Raw genomic sequence first — 18,894 nt, 5'->3', positions numbered from 1 at the left:
GCACGTCAATGACCGGGTCCGCCGGCACGCCGGGCCGCCACGCCGGGATCCCGCGCTGTCCAACCTGGACCGTTGTGGGTCGGTCCGGTGAGCGGCGACGTCGTCGTCCGCGCCGCCGTCGAGCAGGACGACCCCGAGCGGGTCTTCGACGTGCTGTGGCAGCTCGCCCCCGGCGACCCGCGGCCGGACTCCTCCCGGCTGGCCAGCGCCTGGCGCGACCTGCACGCGCAGGCTGGCCGCCGCCTCCTGCTGGCCGTCGCCGGGGACACCTTCGTGGGGACCCTGGACACCCTCGTCGCCCCCAACCTCACCCACGGCGCGCGACCGTACATGGTGGTGGAGAACGTGGTGGTCGCGCCCGGATGGCGCCGTCGTGGCGTCGCCCGGGCCCTCGTGCTGGCGGCGCTCGACGACGCGACGGCGGCCGGCTGCTACAAGGTCCAACTGGTGTCGAACGCCGCGCGCACCGACGCCCACCAGTTCTACGCGTCCGTCGGTTTCACGCAGTCCGCCCTCGGCTACCGCCGGTACCTCACCACCGCTTCGTGACCCGGTCACCCCGCCTCGGTCGGCTCGGCGAGCAGCAGGCCGGTCAGCAGACCGCGCAGCGTCCGCTCGACGAGGTCCGCCCGGGGCGTCGGCCCGGAGGGCTGACCGAACGCCGCGACCAGGTGCGGGTACGCCGCCAGGTCCACCCCGGCGAAGCTGAACGCCCCGGCGGCGGACTCCTGACGGGCGAAGAGGCTGGCCACGCCGGTCATCATCGCGATGGCCTCGAACTTGGCGGCCACCGGGCAGCGCACGGGTTCCAGGACTTCGATGCAGTTGTCGAACCAGGCCAGGGTCTCCGGGCCGATGCCGGACGGCCGGTGGAACACGTCGAGCAACCACGGGTGGGCGCCGAACAGCGCCAACTGCCGGCGTCCCAACAGCACCATCGTCGCCAACCAGTCGCCCTCCACCCGCGGGTACGGGCGCAACTCCCGCACCGCCCGGTCGGTCATCAGGTCCAGCAGGTCGTCGCGGGACGACAGGTAGCGGTAGAGGGAGCCGGCGCCGGTGCCGAGCGCGGCGGCCACGGCGCGCATCGACACCGCGGCCAGCCCTTCGGCGTCGGCCAGCGCGATGGCGGCGGCGACGATGCTGTCCCGGCTGCGCGCCGGAGCGGGGCCACGGCTGCCCCGTTCGGGCCTGCTCCAGATCGGCTGCCGGTCGGGGTCGCCGTCGCCGACGCGCGGCGGTACGTCACTCACCGATCCACACTAAACGGCAACCGCCGTTCGCCAGTCGGGTCGTCGCCGCGAGGCGGCGTGGTCGACCACTGTCATTGATCTTGGCTAGGCTGGTGGGCATGCCCGCACACCATCGGCACCGCCATGACGACGGCCGGAGGTGGGCCACCTGCTCGGCGCGCCCGATCGAGCCGGCCACCTGGTGAGCGACGCACCCGTGCCCGCCCCACGGGGTGGACCGGCCACCCCACAGCGGCACCAGCCGGGTTGGGCCGACCATTGCGACCGACTCGCCCGGTCCCGCCCCTTCGAGATCGCCATCGTCGTGGTCATCCTCGCCAACGGCATCGTTCTCGGCCTGGAGACCTACGACAACCTGAGCCCGGCGGGCGCCGCGCTGCACTGGCTGGAGGTGCTCTTCCGGGCCGTCTTCGTCGTCGAGATCGCCATCCGGCTGGCCGCGTACGGCAAGCGCCCTCAGGACTTCTTCCGGCACGGCTGGAACGTCTTCGACTTCGTGGTGATCGCCGCGATCTTCATCCCGGGCCTGCACGGCGACCCGGCGCTGCTACGGGTCGTGCGGGTCGCCCGCATGGTCCGCCTGGTGCGGTTCTCGCCGGGCCTGCGGACCATCGTCTCCGCGCTGTGGCGAAGCCTGCCGGGTGTCACCGGGTTCCTCGCCCTGGCCGTGGTGACGCTCTACGTGTACGGCATGGCCGGCTGGCTGATCTTCGGCAACCGGTATCCGGAGGAGTACGGCGACATCGGCCGATCGCTGCTGACGTTGTTCGTGCTGTTGTCGCTGGAGACGCTTCCGGACCTCATCGAGCAGGGCATGGCGATCTCACCATGGACGCTGCTCTACTACGTCAGCTACGTGGTCATCACCGTCAACCTGCTGCTCAACATCCTCATCGCGGTCATCGTCAACTCGATGGAGGAGGCCCGCCGGTTGGAGATGACCGAGCGACTGGCGCCCGGGTACGACGAGGACGGCGACGGCGTACCGGACGAGGTGGACCGGATCGCGCTCACCCAACGGCTGGACGACCTGCGGGCGGTCATCACCGAATTGGAACGTGAGCTGCGCATCGACCGGGACGACGGGCACAGCCGACCGCACCGGGACAACGCCCGCACCGGACGGTGATCCGACGCTCGCGGCGGGTGGGTGGCATCCGGACGACGTGTCCGCCGGCTTCGACCGGGTGCGGGCTCTGCAAGACGCCATGGACCAGGGCCGCCAGCGCCGCCTCGTCCGGCTGGGTTTCCGGCCCGACGAGGCGGCGGCGCTCTCCGCGCTGCACACCCGCAACTTCGTGTAGCAGTACCGTGGAACGGCGATGACCAGTGACCCGCGTGAGGAACTGCAACGGCTGCGCGCGCAGACCGAGGCTCAGGCCACCGCCCTGGAGGGCGACCTGCGGAGCCTCTTCGAGGCGTCCCGGTCGTCCAACGCCGACGACGAACACGACCCCGAGGGCACCACGATCGCCTTCGAACGCGCGCAGCTCATCGCCGTCCTGGACGCCACCCGCCGACGCCTGGCCGAGCTGGACGTCGCGCTGCGACGGGTGGACGACGGCAGCTACGGGGTGTGCGAACGGTGTCTGCGTCCCATTCCCGCCGAGCGTCTCGCCGCCCGCCCGTCAGCGCGTACCTGTGTGGCGTGCGCCAGTCGACGGTAGTCGCACCGCCGTCAGCGGCCACCGGCGTAGCGGGCGCGGTCGCCGAGCTCCTCCTCGATGCGGATGAGCTGGTTGTACTTGGCAGTGCGGTCCGAGCGCGACAGGGAACCGGTCTTGATCTGCCCGCAACCGACGCCGACGGCCAGGTCGGCGATGGTGGTGTCCTCGGTCTCGCCGGAGCGGTGCGACATCACCACCCGGTACCCGGCCTTGTGGGCGGCGTCCACCGTCGCCAGGGTCTCGGTGAGCGTGCCGATCTGGTTGACCTTGACCAGGATCGCGTTGGCGTAACCGCCGTCGATCCCGTCGCGCAGCCGGTCGACGTCGGTGCAGAACACGTCGTCGCCGACCAACTGCACGCGCTCCCCCGCCGCCGCCGTCAGCCGCTGCCAGCCGGCGATGTCGTCCTCGGCCATCGGGTCCTCGACCGAGCTGATCGGGTACCGGGAGATCAGGTCCAGCAGGTAGTCGATGTGCTCGTCGACGGTGCGCTGACGTCCCTCGCCGACGTAGTCGTAGACGCCGTCGTGGAAGAACTCCGAGCTGGCCGGGTCGAGGCAGATCAGCACGTCGGATCCGGGCTGGTAACCGGTGTCCTCGATGGCGCGTAACACGAACCGCAGTGCCTCGTCGGCGTCCGTGACGTTCGGCGCGAAGCCACCCTCGTCGCCGACGTTGGTGTTGTGCCCGGCCGCGGCCAGGGACGCCCTGAGGGTGTGGAAGACCTCCGAGCCCATCCGCACCGCCTCGGCGAAGGTCCGCGCGCCGACCGGGGCGATCATGAACTCCTGGAAGTCGAGCGGATTGTCGGCGTGCGCGCCGCCGTTGATGATGTTCATCATCGGCACCGGCAGCAGGCGGGCGCCGACCCCACCGACGTAGCGGTAGAGCGGCTGCCGGTGGGCCGACGCCGCCGCCTTCGCGGTCGCCAGGGACACCGCCAGGATCGCGTTGGCGCCCAGTCGGCCCTTGTCCTTGGAACCGTCGAGGTCGATCATCGTCTCGTCGATCAGGGCCTGGTCCTCCGCGTCGAACCCGCGCACCGCGTCGGCGATCTCCCCGTTGACCGCGGCGACGGCCGCGCTCACCCCCTTGCCGTGAAAACGCGTCAGGTCCCCGTCGCGCCGCTCGACCGCCTCGTTGGCCCCCGTCGACGCGCCGGACGGAACGGCGGCCCGGCCGGTCGACCCGTCGGCGAGGACCACGTCGGCCTCCACCGTCGGGTTGCCCCTGCTGTCGAGGATCTGCCGACCCCGCACCCGACTGATTGCCGTCATCGCACACTCCCTGCTCAAGCTGCTGTTTCACCGCCAGACTGGCAGGAAACGGCGGCCCTGACACCGCGACGATGGACACGTTGACCCGTACCCCGGGGTGCGGGTTTAGGGTCGCGGGATGCGGGTGGGTGAGTTGGCACGACGGACCGGAACCACGGTCCGGGCACTGCGGTACTACGAGTCGGCCGGGCTGGTCGTGCCCCGGCGGTTGAGCAACGGCTACCGGGAGTACGACCCGATCGCGGTGCGGCTGGTCGCCCAGATCCGCGAGCTGATGGCGCTCGGCCTGACCGTCGAGGAGACCCGCCCGTTCGTCGAGTCGATCGCCGGTGGTGCCGACGACACCGACGTGTGCGCGGCGGCGGTGGCCACGTACCGCAGCACCATCACCAACCTGCAGGAACGGATCGGCAGGTTGACCGCCCAGCGCGACGCGTTGGACGCGCGCCTCGACGCCGCCGCGACCCAGGTCGTACCCGGCAGTCAGGTGGAGGGCGCCGACCCCACCGGGCTGGTCGGCGCCACGATGCCACAGCTGTCCTTCTACGGCACCGACGGCCGCCCGGTCGACCTTGGCGCGCTCGGCGCCGGACGCACCGTCATCTTCGTCTACCCGCTGACCGGGCGACCGGGCGTCGACCTGCCCAACGGGCTGTTGGAGATCCACGGCGCCCGGGGCAGCACCGAGCAGGCCGCCTGGTTCCGCGACCACCACGCGGAGCTGCGCGCCGCCGGCGCCGCCCGGGTGTACGGACTGTCCGCCCAGTCGACCGGCTACCAGCGGGAACTCGCGCACCGGCTGCGGCTGCCCTACCCGCTGATCCCCGACCCGAGGCTGACCCTGGCCGCCGCGCTGCGCCTGCCGACCCGTACCGCTGGCGACATGACACTCTACGAGCGGCTGACGTTGATCATTGCCGACGGCGTTGTCGAACACGTCTTCCACCCGATCCAGGACCCGGCGTCGCACCCCCTGCACGTGATGCGGTGGCTCACCAAGCGACGCCAGGCCCCCGGATCGGTTGCCGCCTAAAAATCGTCGTCGAAGGCGACGGTGCCGCTCACCCCGACCTGGTACGCCGACACCCGCCGCTCGAAGAAGTTGGACAGCTCCTGCACGTCCTGCAACTCCATGAAGGCGAACGGGTTGCTCGACCCGTAGTGCGCCGGGATGCCGAGCTGGGCGAGGCGGCGGTCGGCGACGTGCTGGAGATACTCCCGCATGTCGGCCAGGGTCAGACCGGGCACGCCGCGACCCAACAGGTCCTCGGCGAACTGCACCTCACACTCGACGGCCTCGGTGAGCATCTGCCGGACCTGGTCGGCGAGGTCGTCGTCGAACAGGTCCGGCTCCTCGGCACGGACGGTGTCGACGACGTCGAACGCGAACGCCATGTGCATGGACTCGTCGCGGAACACCCAGTTGGTGCCGGAGGCGAGGCCGTGCAACAGGCCGCGCGAGCGCAGGAAGTAGACGTAGGCGAACGCGCCGTAGAAGAACAACCCTTCGATGCAGGCGGCGAAGCAGATCAGGTTCAGCAGGAACGTCCGCCGGTCGTCGCGGGTCCGCAGCTCCCGCAGGTCGCCCAGCGAGTCGATCCAGCGGAAGCAGAACTCGGCCTTGCGCCGGATCGAGGGGATGTTCTCGATCGCCGCGAAGGCCTCGAAACGTTCGGTCTCGTCGGGCACGTACGTGTCGAGCAGGTTGAGGTAGAACTGGACGTGCACCGCCTCCTCGAACAGCTGCCGGGACAGGTAGAGGCGGCCCTCGGGGCTGTTGACGTGCTGGTAGAGGTTGAGCACCAGGTTGTTGGCGACGATCGTGTCGCCGGTGGCGAAGAACGCCACCAGGCGGCTGACCAGGTGCCGTTCGGCCGGCGACAGTTTGTCCAGGTCGGCGAGGTCGGCGTGCAGGTCGACCTCCTCCACGGTCCAGGTGTTGCGGATGGCGTCGCGGAACCGGTCGAAGAAGTGCGGGTAGCGCATCGGGCGCAGGGTGAGGTCCATCCCGGGGTCGAGCAGCATGTGCGTGGTCCTCGTATCGGTGGTGGTGGCGTCGGCGGGGTTCACTGGCAGGCTTCGCACGACTCGGGGTTCTCCAGCGAGCAGGCCAGCGCCTCCGCGTCGACGGCGACGGGCGAGACAGCGCCGACGGTGGCCTGCTGGATCCGGGTGGCGGGGCGCGAGCGCAGGTAGTACGTGGTTTTCAGGCCGGCCTTCCAGGCGTACAGGTACATCGAGGAGAGCTTGCCGATGGTCGGTGCGGCCAGAAACAGGTTCAGCGACTGGGACTGGTCGATGAACGGGGCGCGGGCGGCGGCCAGGTCGATCAACGCCCGCTGCGGCAGCTCCCACGCGGTGCGGAACAACTCCCGTACGCCGGCCGGCAGCTCGGCGATGTCCTGCACCGACCCCTCGGCCCGCTTGATCGCCGAACGGATCCGCTCGGTCCACAGACCGCGGGCCTTCAGCTCGCGTACCAGAGCGGTGTTGACCTGGAGGAACTCCCCCGACAGGGTTTCGCGCTTGAACAGGTTGGACACCTGCGGCTCGATGCACTCGTAGCACCCGGCGATCGAGGCGATGGTCGCGGTCGGCGCGACCGCCACCAGCAGTGAGTTACGCAGCCCGTGCGCCTCGACCCGCTCGCGCAGGGCATCCCAGCGGGCCGTCTGCGTACCCTCGACACCCCACAGGTCGGGCTGGAGCTGGCCCCGCGCGGCCCGGGTCTGCGGGTACGCCGGGTGCGCGCCGAAGTCGCGGGCCAGGTCGGCGGAGGTCTCCAGCGCGGTCAGGTACAGCTCCTCGCTGATCCGGGTGGACAGTTCCCGGGCGGCCGGCGAGTCGAAGGGCAGCCGCAGTGCGAAGAAGACGTCCTGCAGGCCCATCAGCCCGAGCCCGACCGGCCGCCAGCGGGGGTTGCTCGCCGCCGCCTGCGCGGTCGGGTAGTAGTTGATGTCGATGACCCGGTCGAGGAAGGTCACCGCGGTCCGCACCGTGGCGCGCAGCCGCTCCCAGTCGATGCCGCCGTCGCCGAGGTGGGCGGCGAGGTTCACCGAGCCCAGGTTGCACACGGCGGTCTCGGCGTCGCTGGACACCTCGACGATCTCGGTGCAGAGGTTGGACAGGTGCACCACGTTGCCCGGCTCGGCGGTCTGGTTGCACAGCCGGTTCGACGCGTCCTTGAAGGTCATCCAGCCGTTGCCGGTCTGGGCCAGGGTGCGCATCATCGTGCCGTACAGCTCCCGCGCCGGGACCTGCCGCACGTACCGGCCCTGCGCCTCGGCCTCCCGGTACGCGGCGTCGAACCGCTCCCCCCACAGGTCGGGCAGCTCGGGCACCTCGTGCGGGTCGAACAGCGACCACACCTCGTCGGCCTCGACCCGGCGCATGAACTCGTCCGGGATCCAGTTGGCCAGGTTCAGGTTGTGGGTGCGCCGGGCATCCTCGCCGGTGTTGTCCCGCAGGTGCAGGAACTCCTCGATGTCCGGGTGCCACGGCTCCAGGTAGACGCAGGCCGCGCCCTTGCGCCGGCCGCCCTGGTTGACCGCCGCCACGCTCGCGTCCAGGGTGCGCAGCCACGGCACGATCCCGTTGGACTGCCCGTTGGTGCCCCGGATCAGCGCGCCGCGGGAGCGGACCCGGGAGTACGCGATGCCGATGCCACCGGCGAACTTGGACAGGTTGGCGACCTGGGCGTACCGGGCGTAGATCGAGTCCAACTCGTCGAGCGGGGAGTCGACCAGATAGCAGGAGGACATCTGGGTGTGCCGGGTCCCGGAGTTGAACAGGGTCGGTGAGCTGGGCAGGTAGGCCAGGCTGGACATCAGTCGGTAGAAGCCGACCGCCTCGTCCGCCGTACGGGACAGGCCGCAGGCCACCCGCAGCAGCCAGTACTGCGGGGTCTCCAGCACCAGTCGGCTGGTGGGATGGCGCAGCAGGTAGCGGTCGTACACGGTGCGCAGGCCGAAGTACTCGAACCGGCGGTCGCCGTCCGGGTCGACGGCGGCATCGAGGGTCGTGGCGTGCGCGGCGACGAACACGGCGGTGTCGTCACCGATCAGACCCTCGGCGTGGCCGACCCGGATCGCCGCGCTGAACGAGGTGACGCCCTGCCGGCGTACCTCCTTGTCGACGTAGCCGGCCAGCAGCCGCGCGGCGAGGCGGGAGTACTGCGGCTCCTCACCGATCATCTCAGCGGCGGTCTGGATGGAGAGCCGGTCCAGTTCGGCGGTGGTGGCGCCGTCGTAGAGGCCGCTGATGGTGCGGGTGGCCACCCGCATCGGGTCGACGTCGGTCAGGTCGTCGGCCCACCGCTCCACCGCCCGGACGATCTTGTTCACGTCCACGGGTTCGGTCGCGCCGTCGCGCTTGCGGACCCGCATGGGCGTCCGCCGCGCGGGCGTGTCGGCGCCGGCCGGGACTACCTGGGTGACTGTCACCACTCGCTCCTCGGAGTTCGAGACCTGGTGGCCCGGACGCGAGGAGACAGACACCGACGGACGCCACGCCGGCGCGGCGTGGGATCAGGTGGCGTCAGCCGTCCCACGCGGCCTCGGACCGCCGCGCACCCGGGTTCGGGTACGCGGCGCGCTGGCAGGTCTTCGGACTCGCGGGCACGACCGGGCTCGCCGGTCTCCTAGTGGCCGTCGCTTCCCAGGCCGATGGGTGGCCCAGTGCTGATGACGGCGGTCGTTCCCACTCACCGCTGCGGGACAGTCCCGGATTTCCACCGGGTTCCCTGTTGCCTCGACCGCGCCGGATGAGCGGCCGAACCAGCTGCGCTCGACACCATATATAGGGACGGAGCCGTTGTCACACCCCACATGTCGGTTTCGGGCGTGTCGGCGGCCAGCGCGGTGACCACCGTCACCACCCGGGCCGCGCGCGCCGCGCCGGAGGGCGCCGGCAACGGAGGCACGATTCTCCGCGCCGGTGTCGACAGTGGCCAGCGGGTCGACAGCCGACACAAACATCATATGTCTGGGTGTCCCTAGTGATCGACAACGTTGACGCGCTCAACGAGCCGTCCGTATACTCCCAGTGATCATCTGATCTTTAGCCTAGCCGGGCGAGGAGCGCATGCCGCAGATCACTGCCGTCACCGTCGAGGACGTCCGCTTCCCCACCTCCCTGACCGCTGACGGGTCAGACGCCATGAACAAGGACGGCGACTACTCGGCGGCCTACGTCGTGCTGCACACCGACGGCGTCGACGGCGCGGGCGCGCCGCTCGCGGGGCACGGGCTGACCTTCACCATCGGCCGTGGCAACGACATCGTCGCGGCGGCGGCGGTCCACCAGGCACAGCGCCTCGTGGGCCTGGACGTGGCGACGATGGCGGCGGACATGGGCGCTGTCTACCGCCTCCTGACCTCCGACTCGCAGCTGCGCTGGCTCGGCCCCGAGAAGGGCGTCGTCCACCTGTCGCTGGCGGCCGTGCTGAACGCGTCGTGGGACCTGGCCGCCCGGGTCGCTGACAAGCCACTGTGGCGACTGCTCGTCGACATGTCCCCCGAGCAACTTGTCGACATCGCGGACCTGCGCTACCTCTCCGACGCCCTGACCCGGGACGAGGCGCTGGCCATCCTGCGCGCCAAGGAGAGCACGAAGGCCGCCCGCCTCGCCGAACTCGACCGGACCGGCTACCCCGCCTACACCACCTCGGCGGGCTGGCTCGGCTACGGCGACGACAAGCTGCGCCGGCTGTGCCAGGAGGCGGTGGACAGCGGCTACGGCTACGTCAAGCTCAAGGTCGGCGCCAACCTCGACGACGACATCCGCCGCTGCGCGATCGCCCGGGAGATCCTCGGTCCGGACCGCAACCTGATGATCGACGCCAACCAGGTGTGGGATGTCGGCCAGGCCATCGAGTGGGTCAGCGCCCTCGCCCGGTTCAAGCCGCTCTGGATCGAGGAGCCGACCAGCCCCGACGACATCCTCGGCCACGCCGCCGTTCGCCGTGCCGTCGCTCCGATCGGCGTGGCCACCGGCGAGCACTGCCACAACCGGGTGATGTTCAAGCAGCTGTTCCAGGCCGAGGCCATCGACTTCTGCCAGCTCGACACCGGCAGGTTGGCCAGCATCAACGAGATCGTCGCCGTGCTGCTGCTCGCCGCGAAGTTCGACATCCCGGTGTGCCCCCACGCCGGCGGAGTCGGGCTGTGCGAGATGGTCCAACACGTCTCGGTGCTCGACTACGTGGCGATCTCGGGGGATCTCACCAACCGGGTCACCGAGTTCGTCGACCACCTGCACGAACACTTCACCGACCCGTGCATCATCCGTGACACCGGCTCGGGAAGCGGATACGTCCTGCCCAGCCAGCCCGGCTACTCCACCCGGATGCGTCAGGAGTCGGTCACGCTCTACCGGTTTCCCGACGGCCACTACTGGGCCGCGGCAGACCCGACTACCGTGTCATCTCCGGAGGCGTACGTGATCGCGGGTGGACAGGCCACCCCCGTCGGCCGCTAGGGGAAGCATGTCTCGCACAGACGAAGTGGTCAACGGCATCAAACGGATGATCCTCGAAGGGCAGTTCAGGCCCGGTGACCGGCTGCCCGTCGAGAAGGACCTCGCCGAGTCGCTCGGCGTCTCCCGGGGCTCGCTGCGCGAGGGGATGTCCGCGCTGTCGATCCTCGGCATCGTCAACATCCGCCAGGGCGACGGCACCTACGTCACCAACCTCGACGCCCCGCAACTGCTGGCCCCGATGGGTTTCGTGGTCGACTTCCAGGGCCAGGGCGACCCGCGGCACATCCACACCGTCCGGCGACTGCTGGAGTGCGAGGCCGCCCGGTTGGCGGCCACCAGGATCACCGACGAGGCGTTGGCTCAGGCGGGGGACCTGCTCGACGAGGCGGCCCGGCTGGTCGGCCAGTCGCCGCAGGACCACGAGCGGATCATGGAGATCGACATCGCCTTCCACCGGATCATCGCGGTGCACGCCGAGAATCCGGTGCTCGTCGGCCTGATCGAGGCCTTCGCCGGGCGCACCATCCGCGGCCGGCTCTGGCGCAGCCTGCACGAGGAGGGCGCGGACCTGCGGACCCACGACGAACATGTGGCGATCCTGAAGGCCCTCGTGGCGCGCGACCCGGAGCGGGCCCGCACCCGGATGGCCAACCACCTGATCGGTGTGGAGGAGTCGTTGCAGGGGTTGCCCGACGACGCCGACGCGAACATCGAGACGGCCCGCTCGTGACCGCTCACGACTGCACGTCGAGCAGCCCTTCGTCGTACAGGGCCGCCCAGAGCTGATCGGGGACGTCGACGTCGGCTCGGCGCAGGGTCTCGGTCACCTGGGCCTCGTCACGCATGCCGACCACCGTCGACACCACGGCCGGGTGGCGACGGACGAACGCCAACGCCGCCTGGGGCAACGTGACGCCGTACGCCTGGCAGACCCGCGCTATCCGGCGGGCCTGGTCGATCACCTCCGCCGGCGCCTGCCGGTAGTCGTAGACGGCGTCGGTCGGCGGCATGTCCCGGGCCAGCAACCCGGAGTTGTAGACCCCGGCGACCACCACAGCGACGTGGCGTTCCTGCGCGGCGGGCAGCAGGTCGGTCAACGCGCCCTGCTCCAGCAGCGTGTACCGGCCGGCGCACATCACCACGTCCACGTCGGTCTCCGCCACGAACCGGGCCAGCATCGCGGACTGGTTCATGCCGGCACCGACGGCACCGATCACGCCCTGCTCGCGCAGCTCCACCAACGCCGGAACCGCCTCGTACGCGGCCTGCTTCCAGTGCTCGTCCGGATCATGCAGATACACCACGTCGATCCGGTCCAGGCCGGTGCGCCGAAGGCTCGCCTCCAACGAACGGCGCACGCCGTCGCGGCTGAAGTCCCAGACCCGGCGATGATCGGCCGGAACGTCGAAACCCTCCGGGTCCCGTCGGTGCGCCGCCTCCGGTGACGGCACGAGCAGCCGGCCGACCTTCGTCGACACCACGTACTCGTCGCGCGGGCGGGAGCGCAGGGCGGCACCCAACCGCCGCTCCGACAGGCCCAGCCCGTAGTGCGGCGCGGTGTCGAAGTACCGGATGCCGCCCGCCCAGGCGGTGTCCACTGCGGCGGCGAACTGCTCATCCGACGTCGCCCGGTACAGGTTGCCGCCCTGCGCGGCACCGAAGCCCAGCGGGCTCAGCCGCGGCGGCGACCCGCCGGCGGCCCAGCCCGCCCAACGGGTGCGACCGCGCGCACCCCGGCGCACGGCCGCCGTCACCGCTCACGCCGATCCACACTGGTGCTGCCGGTCATCGCCGCGACCAGGTCGTCGGTGGTGACCTCGTCGGCGCGCAGCTGGGCGGCCCGCTGACCGAGGCGCAGCACCTCGACACGGTCGGCGATGTCGAGCACCTGCGGCATGTTGTGGCTCACCAGCACCACCGACATGCCGGCGTCGCGGGCCCGCCGGACCACGTCGAGCACCCGCCCGGTCTGGACCACGCCCAGCGCCGCGGTGGGCTCGTCGAGGATGACCACGTTGGTCGCCCAGATGATGGCGCGGGCGACCGCCACGCACTGCCGCTGCCCACCGGAGAGCATGGCGATCGGGGTGGTCACCCGGGGAATCCGTACGCCCAGTTCGTCGAGGGCGGCGGCGGCACCCTGCCGCATGGCGCGCTTGTCCAGCAGGCCGAGCCGACCGAGCGGCCCGGAGCGCAGGATCTCCCGGCCGAGATACAGGTTGGCGGCCACGCTCAGGTCGTCGGCGACGGCGAGATCCTGGTAGACGGTCTCCACCCCGGCCCGGCGGGCATCGACCGGGGTGGAGAACCGGACCGGACGGCCGCCGATCAGGATCTCGCCCTCGTCCGGCGGATGCACACCGGACAGGGTCTTGATCAGGGTGCTCTTTCCGGCACCGTTGTCACCGATCAACGCGACGACCTCGCCCCGGCGGACGGTGAAGTCGGCCCCCCGCAACGCCTCGACGTGCCCGAACCGCTTGACGATGCCGCGGGCCTCGAGGACCGGCGGTTCCTCGTCGGTGGGTTGCTGGGCGTTGTCGGCGGTGGCCGTGGGAATGCCTCCCATCACTGCACCGGCGGGTTGGCGCAGCTGGGCTCGAGCACCGCCTTGATCTCCGCCGAGTCGATGTTCTCCTTGGTGACGAACGTGACGCCGGTGTCGGCCGACGCCAGCGGCGCCTTGTCCCGGAGGTGCTTGACCATCTTGTCGACGCCGAAGTAGCCCATCTTGAACGGGTTCTGCACGACCAGCGCCGAGATCTGGCCGTTGCGCACCCCGGCGATCTCGTCCGGGGCCGCGTCCCAGCCGATGATGACCACCTTGCCGGACTTGCCGGCCGCCTGGATGGCCTGCGCGGCGCCGAGCACGCTCGGCTCGTTGGCGGCGAAGACGCCAGCCAGTTTGGGGTTGGCGGTGAGGATGTTCTCGGTGACCCGGCGGGCCTCGTTGACGTCGCTCTTGCTCGGCTGCTGGCCGACCAGCTTCAGGTTGGGGTACTGGGCCAGGCCGGCCTTGAAGCCGTCGACCCGCTCGGTGTTGGTCTGCGACCCGGGCTGGAACTCGACGAGCGCCACCTCGTGGTTGCCGGGGCCGAGTTCGGTGGCGAGCAGCTTCGCCGCCTCGGTGGCCGACGCCCGGTTGTCGGTGGCGAAGAGGGGCACACTCGGCGGTTGCGGGCTGGTGCCGGAGTCGATCATGGTGACCGGGATGTTGGCGGCGAGCGCCTTGTCGGTCACCGGTGCCAGCGCGCTGGAGTCGGTCGCCGCGTAGACGATGCCGTCGACCTTCTTGGTGACGAAGTTCTGGATCAGGTTGACCTGGCCCTCAACGTCGGTCTCGGTGGTCACCCCGTCCCACTGGACGGTGACGTCCCCCGCGCGCTGCGCGGCGCACTCCGCGCCCGCCTTGACGGTGTTCCAGTAGTCGGCCCCGACCGCCTTGGGTACGACGGCGAGCTTCAAGGGGCCGCTCGCGTCAGTGGTCGCGCCGTCACCGCCGTCGCGGACCTCGACCCCGCCGCAGGCGCTGAGCAGAGCGGTCGCCGCGGCCACGGCCAGGATCGCCTGCGCGCGCAGGAGTGGTCCTCGCGTCCGCCGGCTGGTGGTGGTGTGTGCCATGGTGTGTCCTTCCTCGTTCGGACTCTCGGAATGGCATGTCAACCCCGTGATTCCAGCCGCCGGCGGCGGTACTGGTCGAAGTAGACGGCGGCCCAGATGATCAGACCGACGATCACCTGCTGGTAGTGGATGCTGATGTCGAGCAGGACGGCGCCGTTGCGGACCAGGGCGATGAGGAACGCGCCGATGATGGTCCCGACGATCCGGCCCTGCCCGCCGAACAGGCTGGCTCCGCCGATGACCGCGGCGGCGATGACGTCGAGCTCCAGCGAGATGCCGTAGTTGGGCTGGCCGGAGTTGACCCGGGACGCGGCGATCATGCCGCCCAGCCCGACCAGCACACCCGCCAGCACGTACACCCCGGTCAGCTGCCGCCCCACCCGGATGCCGGAGCGGCGGGCCGCCTCCAGATTGGAGCCCATCGCGTACGTGTACTGACCGAAGCGGGTCTGGGAGAGCAGGAAGGCGACCCCGACCGCGACCAGGATGGTGATCACCACGGCGAACGGAATCCCGAGGATCTCCCCGTTGCCGAGCAGTTGGAAGGATCGGGGCAGGCCGTAGACGCCGACCGCTCCGGTGATGATGAAGACGAGGCCACGGCCCACGGACATCGTTCCCAACGTCGCGATGAACGGCGGGATCCGGGCCACCGTCACCAGCAGCCCGTTCAACAGCCCGGCCAGCGCGCCGACGCCGATCGCGACGGCCGTGGCCGCCCAGATCGAGAAGCCGAGGTCACGCACGACCATCGCGCCCACCACGCCGGCGAGCGCGGCGACCGACCCGACGGACAGGTCGATGCCCTTCGTGATGATGACCATCGTCTGGGCCGTGGCGATGATGGCGATCACCGCCGTCTGCGCCCCGATGTTGAAGAGGTTGTCCGCAGTCAGGAAGTAGGGGCTCGCGAAGGTCAGGGCGATGAACAGGACGACCAACGCGGTGGCGGCGGTGAACTCGGAGACGGCGTGGGAAATGCGTTCGCGAAACCAGTCGCTGAGCTCGCCGCGCTGCGTGCCGGCGGTTGCCTCGACGCTACTCATCGTCGGACCTGACCTCCCCAAGCGTGGCGCCAGCACCCGACGAGGACCCCGCCGACGAGCCGAACGCCTGTGAGCGACCAACCCGCTCAGCTGTCAGTGCGGCCAGGCGCCCGCACGACCTCAGAGATAGGTCGGATGTTTCCCACGATCAGGCGTTACCTTGCCACGCATTCACGTATGTTGCCAAGGTCTTACGGGCATGTTTTGCCATCGTTACCTGCACCACCGGAGGCATACATCAGACCACCGGATATCGGCCGCCGCCGTTAGCATGTTATCGATAACACACTATGTCGCCAGCTCGGCGGCCACTGCCCGCTCAGGACGGGGGCAACCGGTACACCCGGGAGGCGGTCCACTGCCAGATCGCCGCCCGCTCGTCGTCGGACAGCGGGGCCAACAGGTCGCCGAGGACCGCGACCCAGCGGACGTACGAGGTGACGAGCAGGCACACCGGCCAGTCCGAGCCGAACATCAGCCGGTCCGGCCCGAACACGTCGAGCGCGTGCTCGACGGCGGGCCGCAGGTCGGCGGCCGTCCAGGAACCACCCTCCACCTCGGTCACCAGGCCGGAGAGCTTCGCCGTCGTGTTGGGCTCGGCCGCCAGCGCCCGCAGGTCGCGGCGCCAGTCACCGAGGTCGGCCCGCCCGAGCGAGGGCTTGCCGAGGTGGTCGAGGACGAACCGCACCTGCGGCAGGTCGCGGACGAGCCGGGTGGCCGCCGGCAGCTGGTGCGGACGCACCAGGAGGTCGAACGCGAGACCGGCGGCACCGACCGCGGCGACACCCCGCCGCACCTCGGGACGGTCGAGATAGATCGGGTCGGGTTCGGACTGGACCAGGTGGCGGATGCCGACCAGCCGTTCACCGCCGCGCGCCCGGCGTAGCCGGTCGAGGCGACGACCGACGTCGGCAGCGGTGAGGTCGACCCAGCCGACGACCCCGGCGACGAGGGGGTCGTCGGCCGCGATGCCGAGCAGCTCGGGAGTCTCCGACCGGACGGCGACGGACTGCACGACCACTGTCTGCGTCACCCCGGCGGCCCGAGCCGCCGGGGCGAGTTCGACCGGCGTGAAGTCGCCGTCGATAGCGGCCATGGTGTGCGGATCGATCCACTGCTGCGGGTGCCGCGCCCGGACCCAGAGGTGGTGGTGCGCGTCGACGATGCCGGGTTGTCGCGCGAGCCCGCCCGTCGTCATCGGACCCGTCCCGGCGCCGTCACGTCCACCCCACACCCCGCCCCAGCCACTGATCGAACCCCACCGGGTCAACCCGGAGACACCACCGATCTGGCAGGTTGACCATGTTAGCGGTAACAGACTGTTCATAGATGGCGGAACGCGCGGCGCGGCCGGCTACCGACACTGTCGTCTTTTGGTCTGACGAATCCCGCTGCCCGCCGCTACCTCTCGGACCCATCGACACCACGGTGGGCGGACGTCGTCGGTGCCCGGGGTCCGGGTTGACCGTCCGAGGCCGCACCGATACCGTCGAGCCACTATCTGCGGCGACGCGAGGGAAGCCGGTGTGAATCCGGCGCGGTCGCGCCACTGTGAGCGGTTCCCCGACGGGGGCCGCGAGCCAGGACGCTCGGTCGTCCGCAGCCTTGCGATGGGGACGCGTCATCCCCGGGGAGGTTCGTGTATTCATGTCCAGCTCCGCGTCCAGCCAGCCGGTGGTGCACCCCGCCGGCAGTACCCGTCTGCTGTGGACGGCCCTGGCAACCGTTGTCGTGCTCGCCCTGCTGACCTACCTCGTCGCCTTCGACCAGGGAGCGGTGTCGCGCAGCGGGACGTACCTGCACGAGCTGATGCACGACGGCCGGCACCTGCTGGGCGTCCCGTGCCACTGACCCCCACCACCACTCCCCCGTTCCTCGCCGTCCTCGTCCGCGGGCTGCTCGCCGGTCTGATCGCCGGCCTGCTCGCCGGGGGGTTCGCGTACGTGGCCGGCGAGCCACACGTCGAGGCGGCCATCGCGATCGAGGAGGCCGCGACGCACGCCGAGCCCGCGGCGGGTGCCCACGATCACGGGGAAGCCCTGGTCAGCCGGACGGGTCAGCGCGGCGGTCTGTTCCTGGCCACCGGCCTGTTCGGGGCCGCGATGGGTGGCCTGCTGGCCACGGCGTACGTTCTGCTGTCCCGTCGGCGGCGCGCCGAGGACGACGGGCGGTCGGGTCTGCTGCTGGCCGGCGCGGCGCTGCTCGGTGTGGTGATCGTGCCGTTCCTCAAGTACCCGGCGAACCCACCGGCGGTCGGCGACCCGGCCACCATCAACCAACGGACCGTCACCTACCTGTTGATGGTGGTGCTCGGCCTGGTGGCCGTGTGGGCCGGCTCGCTGGGCTACCGGTCGGTCGGCGCGCAGGCCCCGCCGTGGCTGCGCGCCGCTGCGGCAGTGGGGGGATTCCTGCTGGTCACGGCAGTGGCGTACGTGGTGATGCCGTCCTTCGAGGAGGTTCCGTCGACCTTCCCCGCGACCCTGCTGTGGAACTTCCGGTTGGCCTCGCTCGGCACCCAGGTCGTGCTCTGGACCGGCATCGGCCTGCTCTTCGCGGCCCTGATGCACCACGAGCGGCGTCGCCGGGCCGCCACCGCGCTGCCGGGCACGTGAGGGCGACCAGCCTTCGGCTGGTCGCCCACGGTCACACCGCCGCGCTGCGCCGCGCCCGCTTCGGCGGCGCCGACGAAGGCCTGGACGAGGGCGGCCTGCGGGCCGCTCTCGCCCAGGTCGGCCCGGAGCGGCGTGGGCACCTCGGCGTGACCGACACCTGCCTGTCCAGCCCGGCGGCGGCGGCCCGGCAGACCGCCGACGCCCTCGGTCTGCTGCCGACGATCGAGGCGGCGTTGGCCGACTGTGACTACGGCGACTGGTCCGGCCGTTCGCTCGAGGAGATCGCCGGCACGCGGCAGCGGGCGCTGCGCGACTGGCTGTCCGCACCGGACAGCGCGCCGCACGGCGGCGAGTCCGTCACGGCGGTGCGGGACCGGGTCGGTCGTTGGCTGGACGGGCAGCGCGACGTCGGTCGACGCATCGTCGCCGTCACCCACCCGCTGGTGATCCGGGTCGCGGTGGTGCACGCCCTCGGCCTGCCGACGGCCGCCTACCGGCAGGTGGACGTGGAGCCGCTGGCGATCGTCCGGCTCACCAGCCAGGGCACCCGCTGGCAACTCCGACTGGCCGCGCCGGCAGCGTGAGCCGACGGCAACCGCGCGGGCCGTGCCCACCAGAAGGTGGACACGGCCTGCGGGGGTCAGTCGACTGTCAGCCAACTGTTTACTGGTGCCGGCGCGCAGGTGCAGTTCGACCGGCTCGGGCGGAAGATCGTCGACACCGGCGGCGACGGCCTGTTCGTGGCGGCGACGCGCCGACGGCAGAGCGAGTGCCGCGAAGACGGCCAGGACGGCGACGCCCGCGCACACCCAGAAGCGTTGGACATCGCGGCGAACGCCAGGCCGATGCCCGCGCCGGTGAGCACCATGGAGAGCAGCACCTGCCAGCCAAGGGCACCGGGTAACCGGCCGTCGCGACGTACGCCATCACCTCCGCCGCCG

19 protein-coding genes and 2 riboswitches are annotated in these 18,894 nt (G+C 70.9%); of the genes, 10 read left to right on the top strand and 9 right to left on the bottom strand.

Features of this window, described 5'->3' with window-relative positions; genetic code table 11:
- Positions 1-87: 87 nt before the first annotated feature.
- Positions 88-549 (top strand): GNAT family N-acetyltransferase, encoded by a 462-nt coding sequence (locus tag ACX27O_RS31085; RefSeq protein WP_210857550.1) that lies wholly within the window; start codon positions 88-90, stop codon positions 547-549.
- A gap of 5 nt (positions 550-554) precedes the next feature.
- Here the strand turns inward: ACX27O_RS31085 and ACX27O_RS31080 are convergent, their stop codons facing one another.
- On the bottom strand, positions 555-1,253 hold the full coding sequence (locus ACX27O_RS31080) for a TetR/AcrR family transcriptional regulator (protein ID WP_030336321.1): 699 nt from the start codon (positions 1,251-1,253) through the stop codon (positions 555-557).
- A gap of 181 nt (positions 1,254-1,434) precedes the next feature.
- On the opposite strand from ACX27O_RS31080, the gene ACX27O_RS31075 reads away from it, so the two are divergent.
- Genes ACX27O_RS31075 through ACX27O_RS31065 form a run of 3 tightly spaced genes read left to right on the top strand, consistent with a single transcriptional unit; the run spans position 1,435 to position 2,920 of the window.
- On the top strand, positions 1,435-2,382 hold the full coding sequence (locus ACX27O_RS31075) for an ion transporter (protein WP_210867037.1): 948 nt from the start codon (positions 1,435-1,437) through the stop codon (positions 2,380-2,382).
- Positions 2,383-2,419: 37 nt separating this feature from the next.
- On the top strand, positions 2,420-2,557 hold the full coding sequence (locus tag ACX27O_RS31070; protein WP_210867036.1) for a hypothetical protein: 138 nt from the start codon (positions 2,420-2,422) through the stop codon (positions 2,555-2,557).
- Between the two features lie 18 nt (positions 2,558-2,575).
- Positions 2,576-2,920, top strand: coding sequence for a TraR/DksA family transcriptional regulator (locus tag ACX27O_RS31065; protein ID WP_210857553.1), 345 nt, complete (start codon positions 2,576-2,578; stop codon positions 2,918-2,920).
- A gap of 11 nt (positions 2,921-2,931) precedes the next feature.
- On the opposite strand, the gene eno is transcribed toward ACX27O_RS31065, so the two are convergent.
- Complete coding sequence (gene eno, locus ACX27O_RS31060; protein ID WP_210857554.1) at positions 2,932-4,197, bottom strand: phosphopyruvate hydratase; 1,266 nt, start codon at positions 4,195-4,197, stop codon at positions 2,932-2,934.
- 118 nt (positions 4,198-4,315) lie between these two features.
- Here eno and ACX27O_RS31055 point away from each other — a divergent pair, with 118 nt between their 5' ends.
- On the top strand, positions 4,316-5,230 hold the full coding sequence (locus tag ACX27O_RS31055) for a MerR family transcriptional regulator (RefSeq protein ID WP_210857555.1): 915 nt from the start codon (positions 4,316-4,318) through the stop codon (positions 5,228-5,230).
- On the opposite strand, the gene ACX27O_RS31050 is transcribed toward ACX27O_RS31055, so the two are convergent.
- Together ACX27O_RS31050 and ACX27O_RS31045 are read right to left on the bottom strand one after the other, a co-directional pair.
- Positions 5,227-6,222, bottom strand: coding sequence for a ribonucleotide-diphosphate reductase subunit beta (locus tag ACX27O_RS31050; protein ID WP_210867035.1), 996 nt, complete (start codon positions 6,220-6,222; stop codon positions 5,227-5,229). The genes ACX27O_RS31055 and ACX27O_RS31050 overlap by 4 nt on opposite strands.
- Positions 6,223-6,263: 41 nt before the next feature.
- Entirely contained in the window at positions 6,264-8,582 is a 2,319-nt protein-coding gene (locus ACX27O_RS31045; protein WP_458940528.1) for a ribonucleoside-diphosphate reductase subunit alpha, read from the bottom strand.
- A 193-nt stretch (positions 8,583-8,775) separates the two neighbouring features.
- A riboswitch (cobalamin riboswitch) is annotated at positions 8,776-8,992 on the bottom strand.
- Positions 8,993-9,279: 287 nt separating this feature from the next.
- Between ACX27O_RS31045 and ACX27O_RS31040 the strand changes: the two genes are divergently transcribed.
- Positions 9,280-10,674 (top strand): enolase C-terminal domain-like protein, encoded by a 1,395-nt coding sequence (locus ACX27O_RS31040; protein WP_030336307.1) that lies wholly within the window; start codon positions 9,280-9,282, stop codon positions 10,672-10,674.
- Positions 10,675-10,681: 7 nt separating this feature from the next.
- The gene (locus ACX27O_RS31035; protein WP_030336306.1) at positions 10,682-11,404 is read left to right on the top strand and encodes a FadR/GntR family transcriptional regulator; all 723 of its coding nucleotides are present in this window, start codon (positions 10,682-10,684) and stop codon (positions 11,402-11,404) included.
- A gap of 4 nt (positions 11,405-11,408) precedes the next feature.
- Here ACX27O_RS31035 and ACX27O_RS31030 read toward each other — a convergent pair whose 3' ends face one another.
- From ACX27O_RS31030 to ACX27O_RS31010, 5 genes are all read right to left on the bottom strand, one after another.
- A complete protein-coding gene (locus tag ACX27O_RS31030) occupies positions 11,409-12,428 on the bottom strand; it encodes an aldo/keto reductase (protein ID WP_458940511.1) in 1,020 nt (339 codons plus the stop codon).
- Entirely contained in the window at positions 12,425-13,243 is an 819-nt protein-coding gene (locus ACX27O_RS31025) for an ATP-binding cassette domain-containing protein (protein ID WP_247681274.1), read from the bottom strand. Before ACX27O_RS31025 ends, ACX27O_RS31030 begins: the two co-directional genes overlap by 4 nt.
- A complete protein-coding gene (locus tag ACX27O_RS31020) occupies positions 13,243-14,295 on the bottom strand; it encodes an ABC transporter substrate-binding protein (RefSeq protein ID WP_210861238.1) in 1,053 nt (350 codons plus the stop codon). The genes ACX27O_RS31025 and ACX27O_RS31020 overlap by 1 nt, the downstream gene beginning before the upstream one ends.
- A 38-nt stretch (positions 14,296-14,333) precedes the next feature.
- Positions 14,334-15,341 (bottom strand): ABC transporter permease, encoded by a 1,008-nt coding sequence (locus ACX27O_RS31015; protein ID WP_030336298.1) that lies wholly within the window; start codon positions 15,339-15,341, stop codon positions 14,334-14,336.
- Positions 15,342-15,660: 319 nt separating this feature from the next.
- Complete coding sequence (locus tag ACX27O_RS31010; RefSeq protein ID WP_210861237.1) at positions 15,661-16,539, bottom strand: amidohydrolase family protein; 879 nt, start codon at positions 16,537-16,539, stop codon at positions 15,661-15,663.
- A 318-nt stretch (positions 16,540-16,857) separates the two neighbouring features.
- A riboswitch (cobalamin riboswitch) is annotated at positions 16,858-16,930 on the top strand.
- A gap of 58 nt (positions 16,931-16,988) precedes the next feature.
- Between ACX27O_RS31010 and ACX27O_RS31005 the strand changes: the two genes are divergently transcribed.
- The 3 genes from ACX27O_RS31005 to ACX27O_RS30995 are packed head-to-tail and all read left to right on the top strand — an operon-like array spanning position 16,989 to position 18,537.
- A complete protein-coding gene (locus ACX27O_RS31005; RefSeq protein ID WP_030336294.1) occupies positions 16,989-17,192 on the top strand; it encodes a CbtB domain-containing protein in 204 nt (67 codons plus the stop codon).
- Entirely contained in the window at positions 17,183-17,953 is a 771-nt protein-coding gene (locus ACX27O_RS31000; RefSeq protein ID WP_210867033.1) for a CbtA family protein, read from the top strand. The genes ACX27O_RS31005 and ACX27O_RS31000 overlap by 10 nt, the downstream gene beginning before the upstream one ends.
- A complete protein-coding gene (locus ACX27O_RS30995) occupies positions 17,950-18,537 on the top strand; it encodes a histidine phosphatase family protein (RefSeq protein ID WP_357640705.1) in 588 nt (195 codons plus the stop codon). The genes ACX27O_RS31000 and ACX27O_RS30995 overlap by 4 nt, the downstream gene beginning before the upstream one ends.
- Positions 18,538-18,894 lie beyond the last annotated feature (357 nt).

It is taken from the genome of Micromonospora sp. SD19 (assembly GCF_054462275.1).
This window is presented reverse-complemented; position numbering and strand designations above follow the sequence as displayed.

Coding starts and splice junctions, on each gene's coding strand:
- ACX27O_RS31065 (WP_210857553.1), top strand. CDS start 2,576: ATGACCAGTGACCCGCGTGAGGAACTGCAACGGCTGCGCGCGCAGACC.
- eno (WP_210857554.1), bottom strand. CDS start 4,197: ATGACGGCAATCAGTCGGGTGCGGGGTCGGCAGATCCTCGACAGCAGG.
- ACX27O_RS31055 (WP_210857555.1), top strand. CDS start 4,316: ATGCGGGTGGGTGAGTTGGCACGACGGACCGGAACCACGGTCCGGGCA.
- ACX27O_RS31050 (WP_210867035.1), bottom strand. CDS start 6,222: ATGCTGCTCGACCCCGGGATGGACCTCACCCTGCGCCCGATGCGCTAC.
- ACX27O_RS31045 (WP_458940528.1), bottom strand. CDS start 8,582: ATGCGGGTCCGCAAGCGCGACGGCGCGACCGAACCCGTGGACGTGAAC.
- ACX27O_RS31040 (WP_030336307.1), top strand. CDS start 9,280: ATGCCGCAGATCACTGCCGTCACCGTCGAGGACGTCCGCTTCCCCACC.
- ACX27O_RS31035 (WP_030336306.1), top strand. CDS start 10,682: ATGTCTCGCACAGACGAAGTGGTCAACGGCATCAAACGGATGATCCTC.
- ACX27O_RS31025 (WP_247681274.1), bottom strand. CDS start 13,243: ATGGGAGGCATTCCCACGGCCACCGCCGACAACGCCCAGCAACCCACC.
- ACX27O_RS31020 (WP_210861238.1), bottom strand. CDS start 14,295: ATGGCACACACCACCACCAGCCGGCGGACGCGAGGACCACTCCTGCGC.
- ACX27O_RS31015 (WP_030336298.1), bottom strand. CDS start 15,341: ATGAGTAGCGTCGAGGCAACCGCCGGCACGCAGCGCGGCGAGCTCAGC.
- ACX27O_RS31010 (WP_210861237.1), bottom strand. CDS start 16,539: ATGACGACGGGCGGGCTCGCGCGACAACCCGGCATCGTCGACGCGCAC.
- ACX27O_RS31005 (WP_030336294.1), top strand. CDS start 16,989: ATGTCCAGCTCCGCGTCCAGCCAGCCGGTGGTGCACCCCGCCGGCAGT.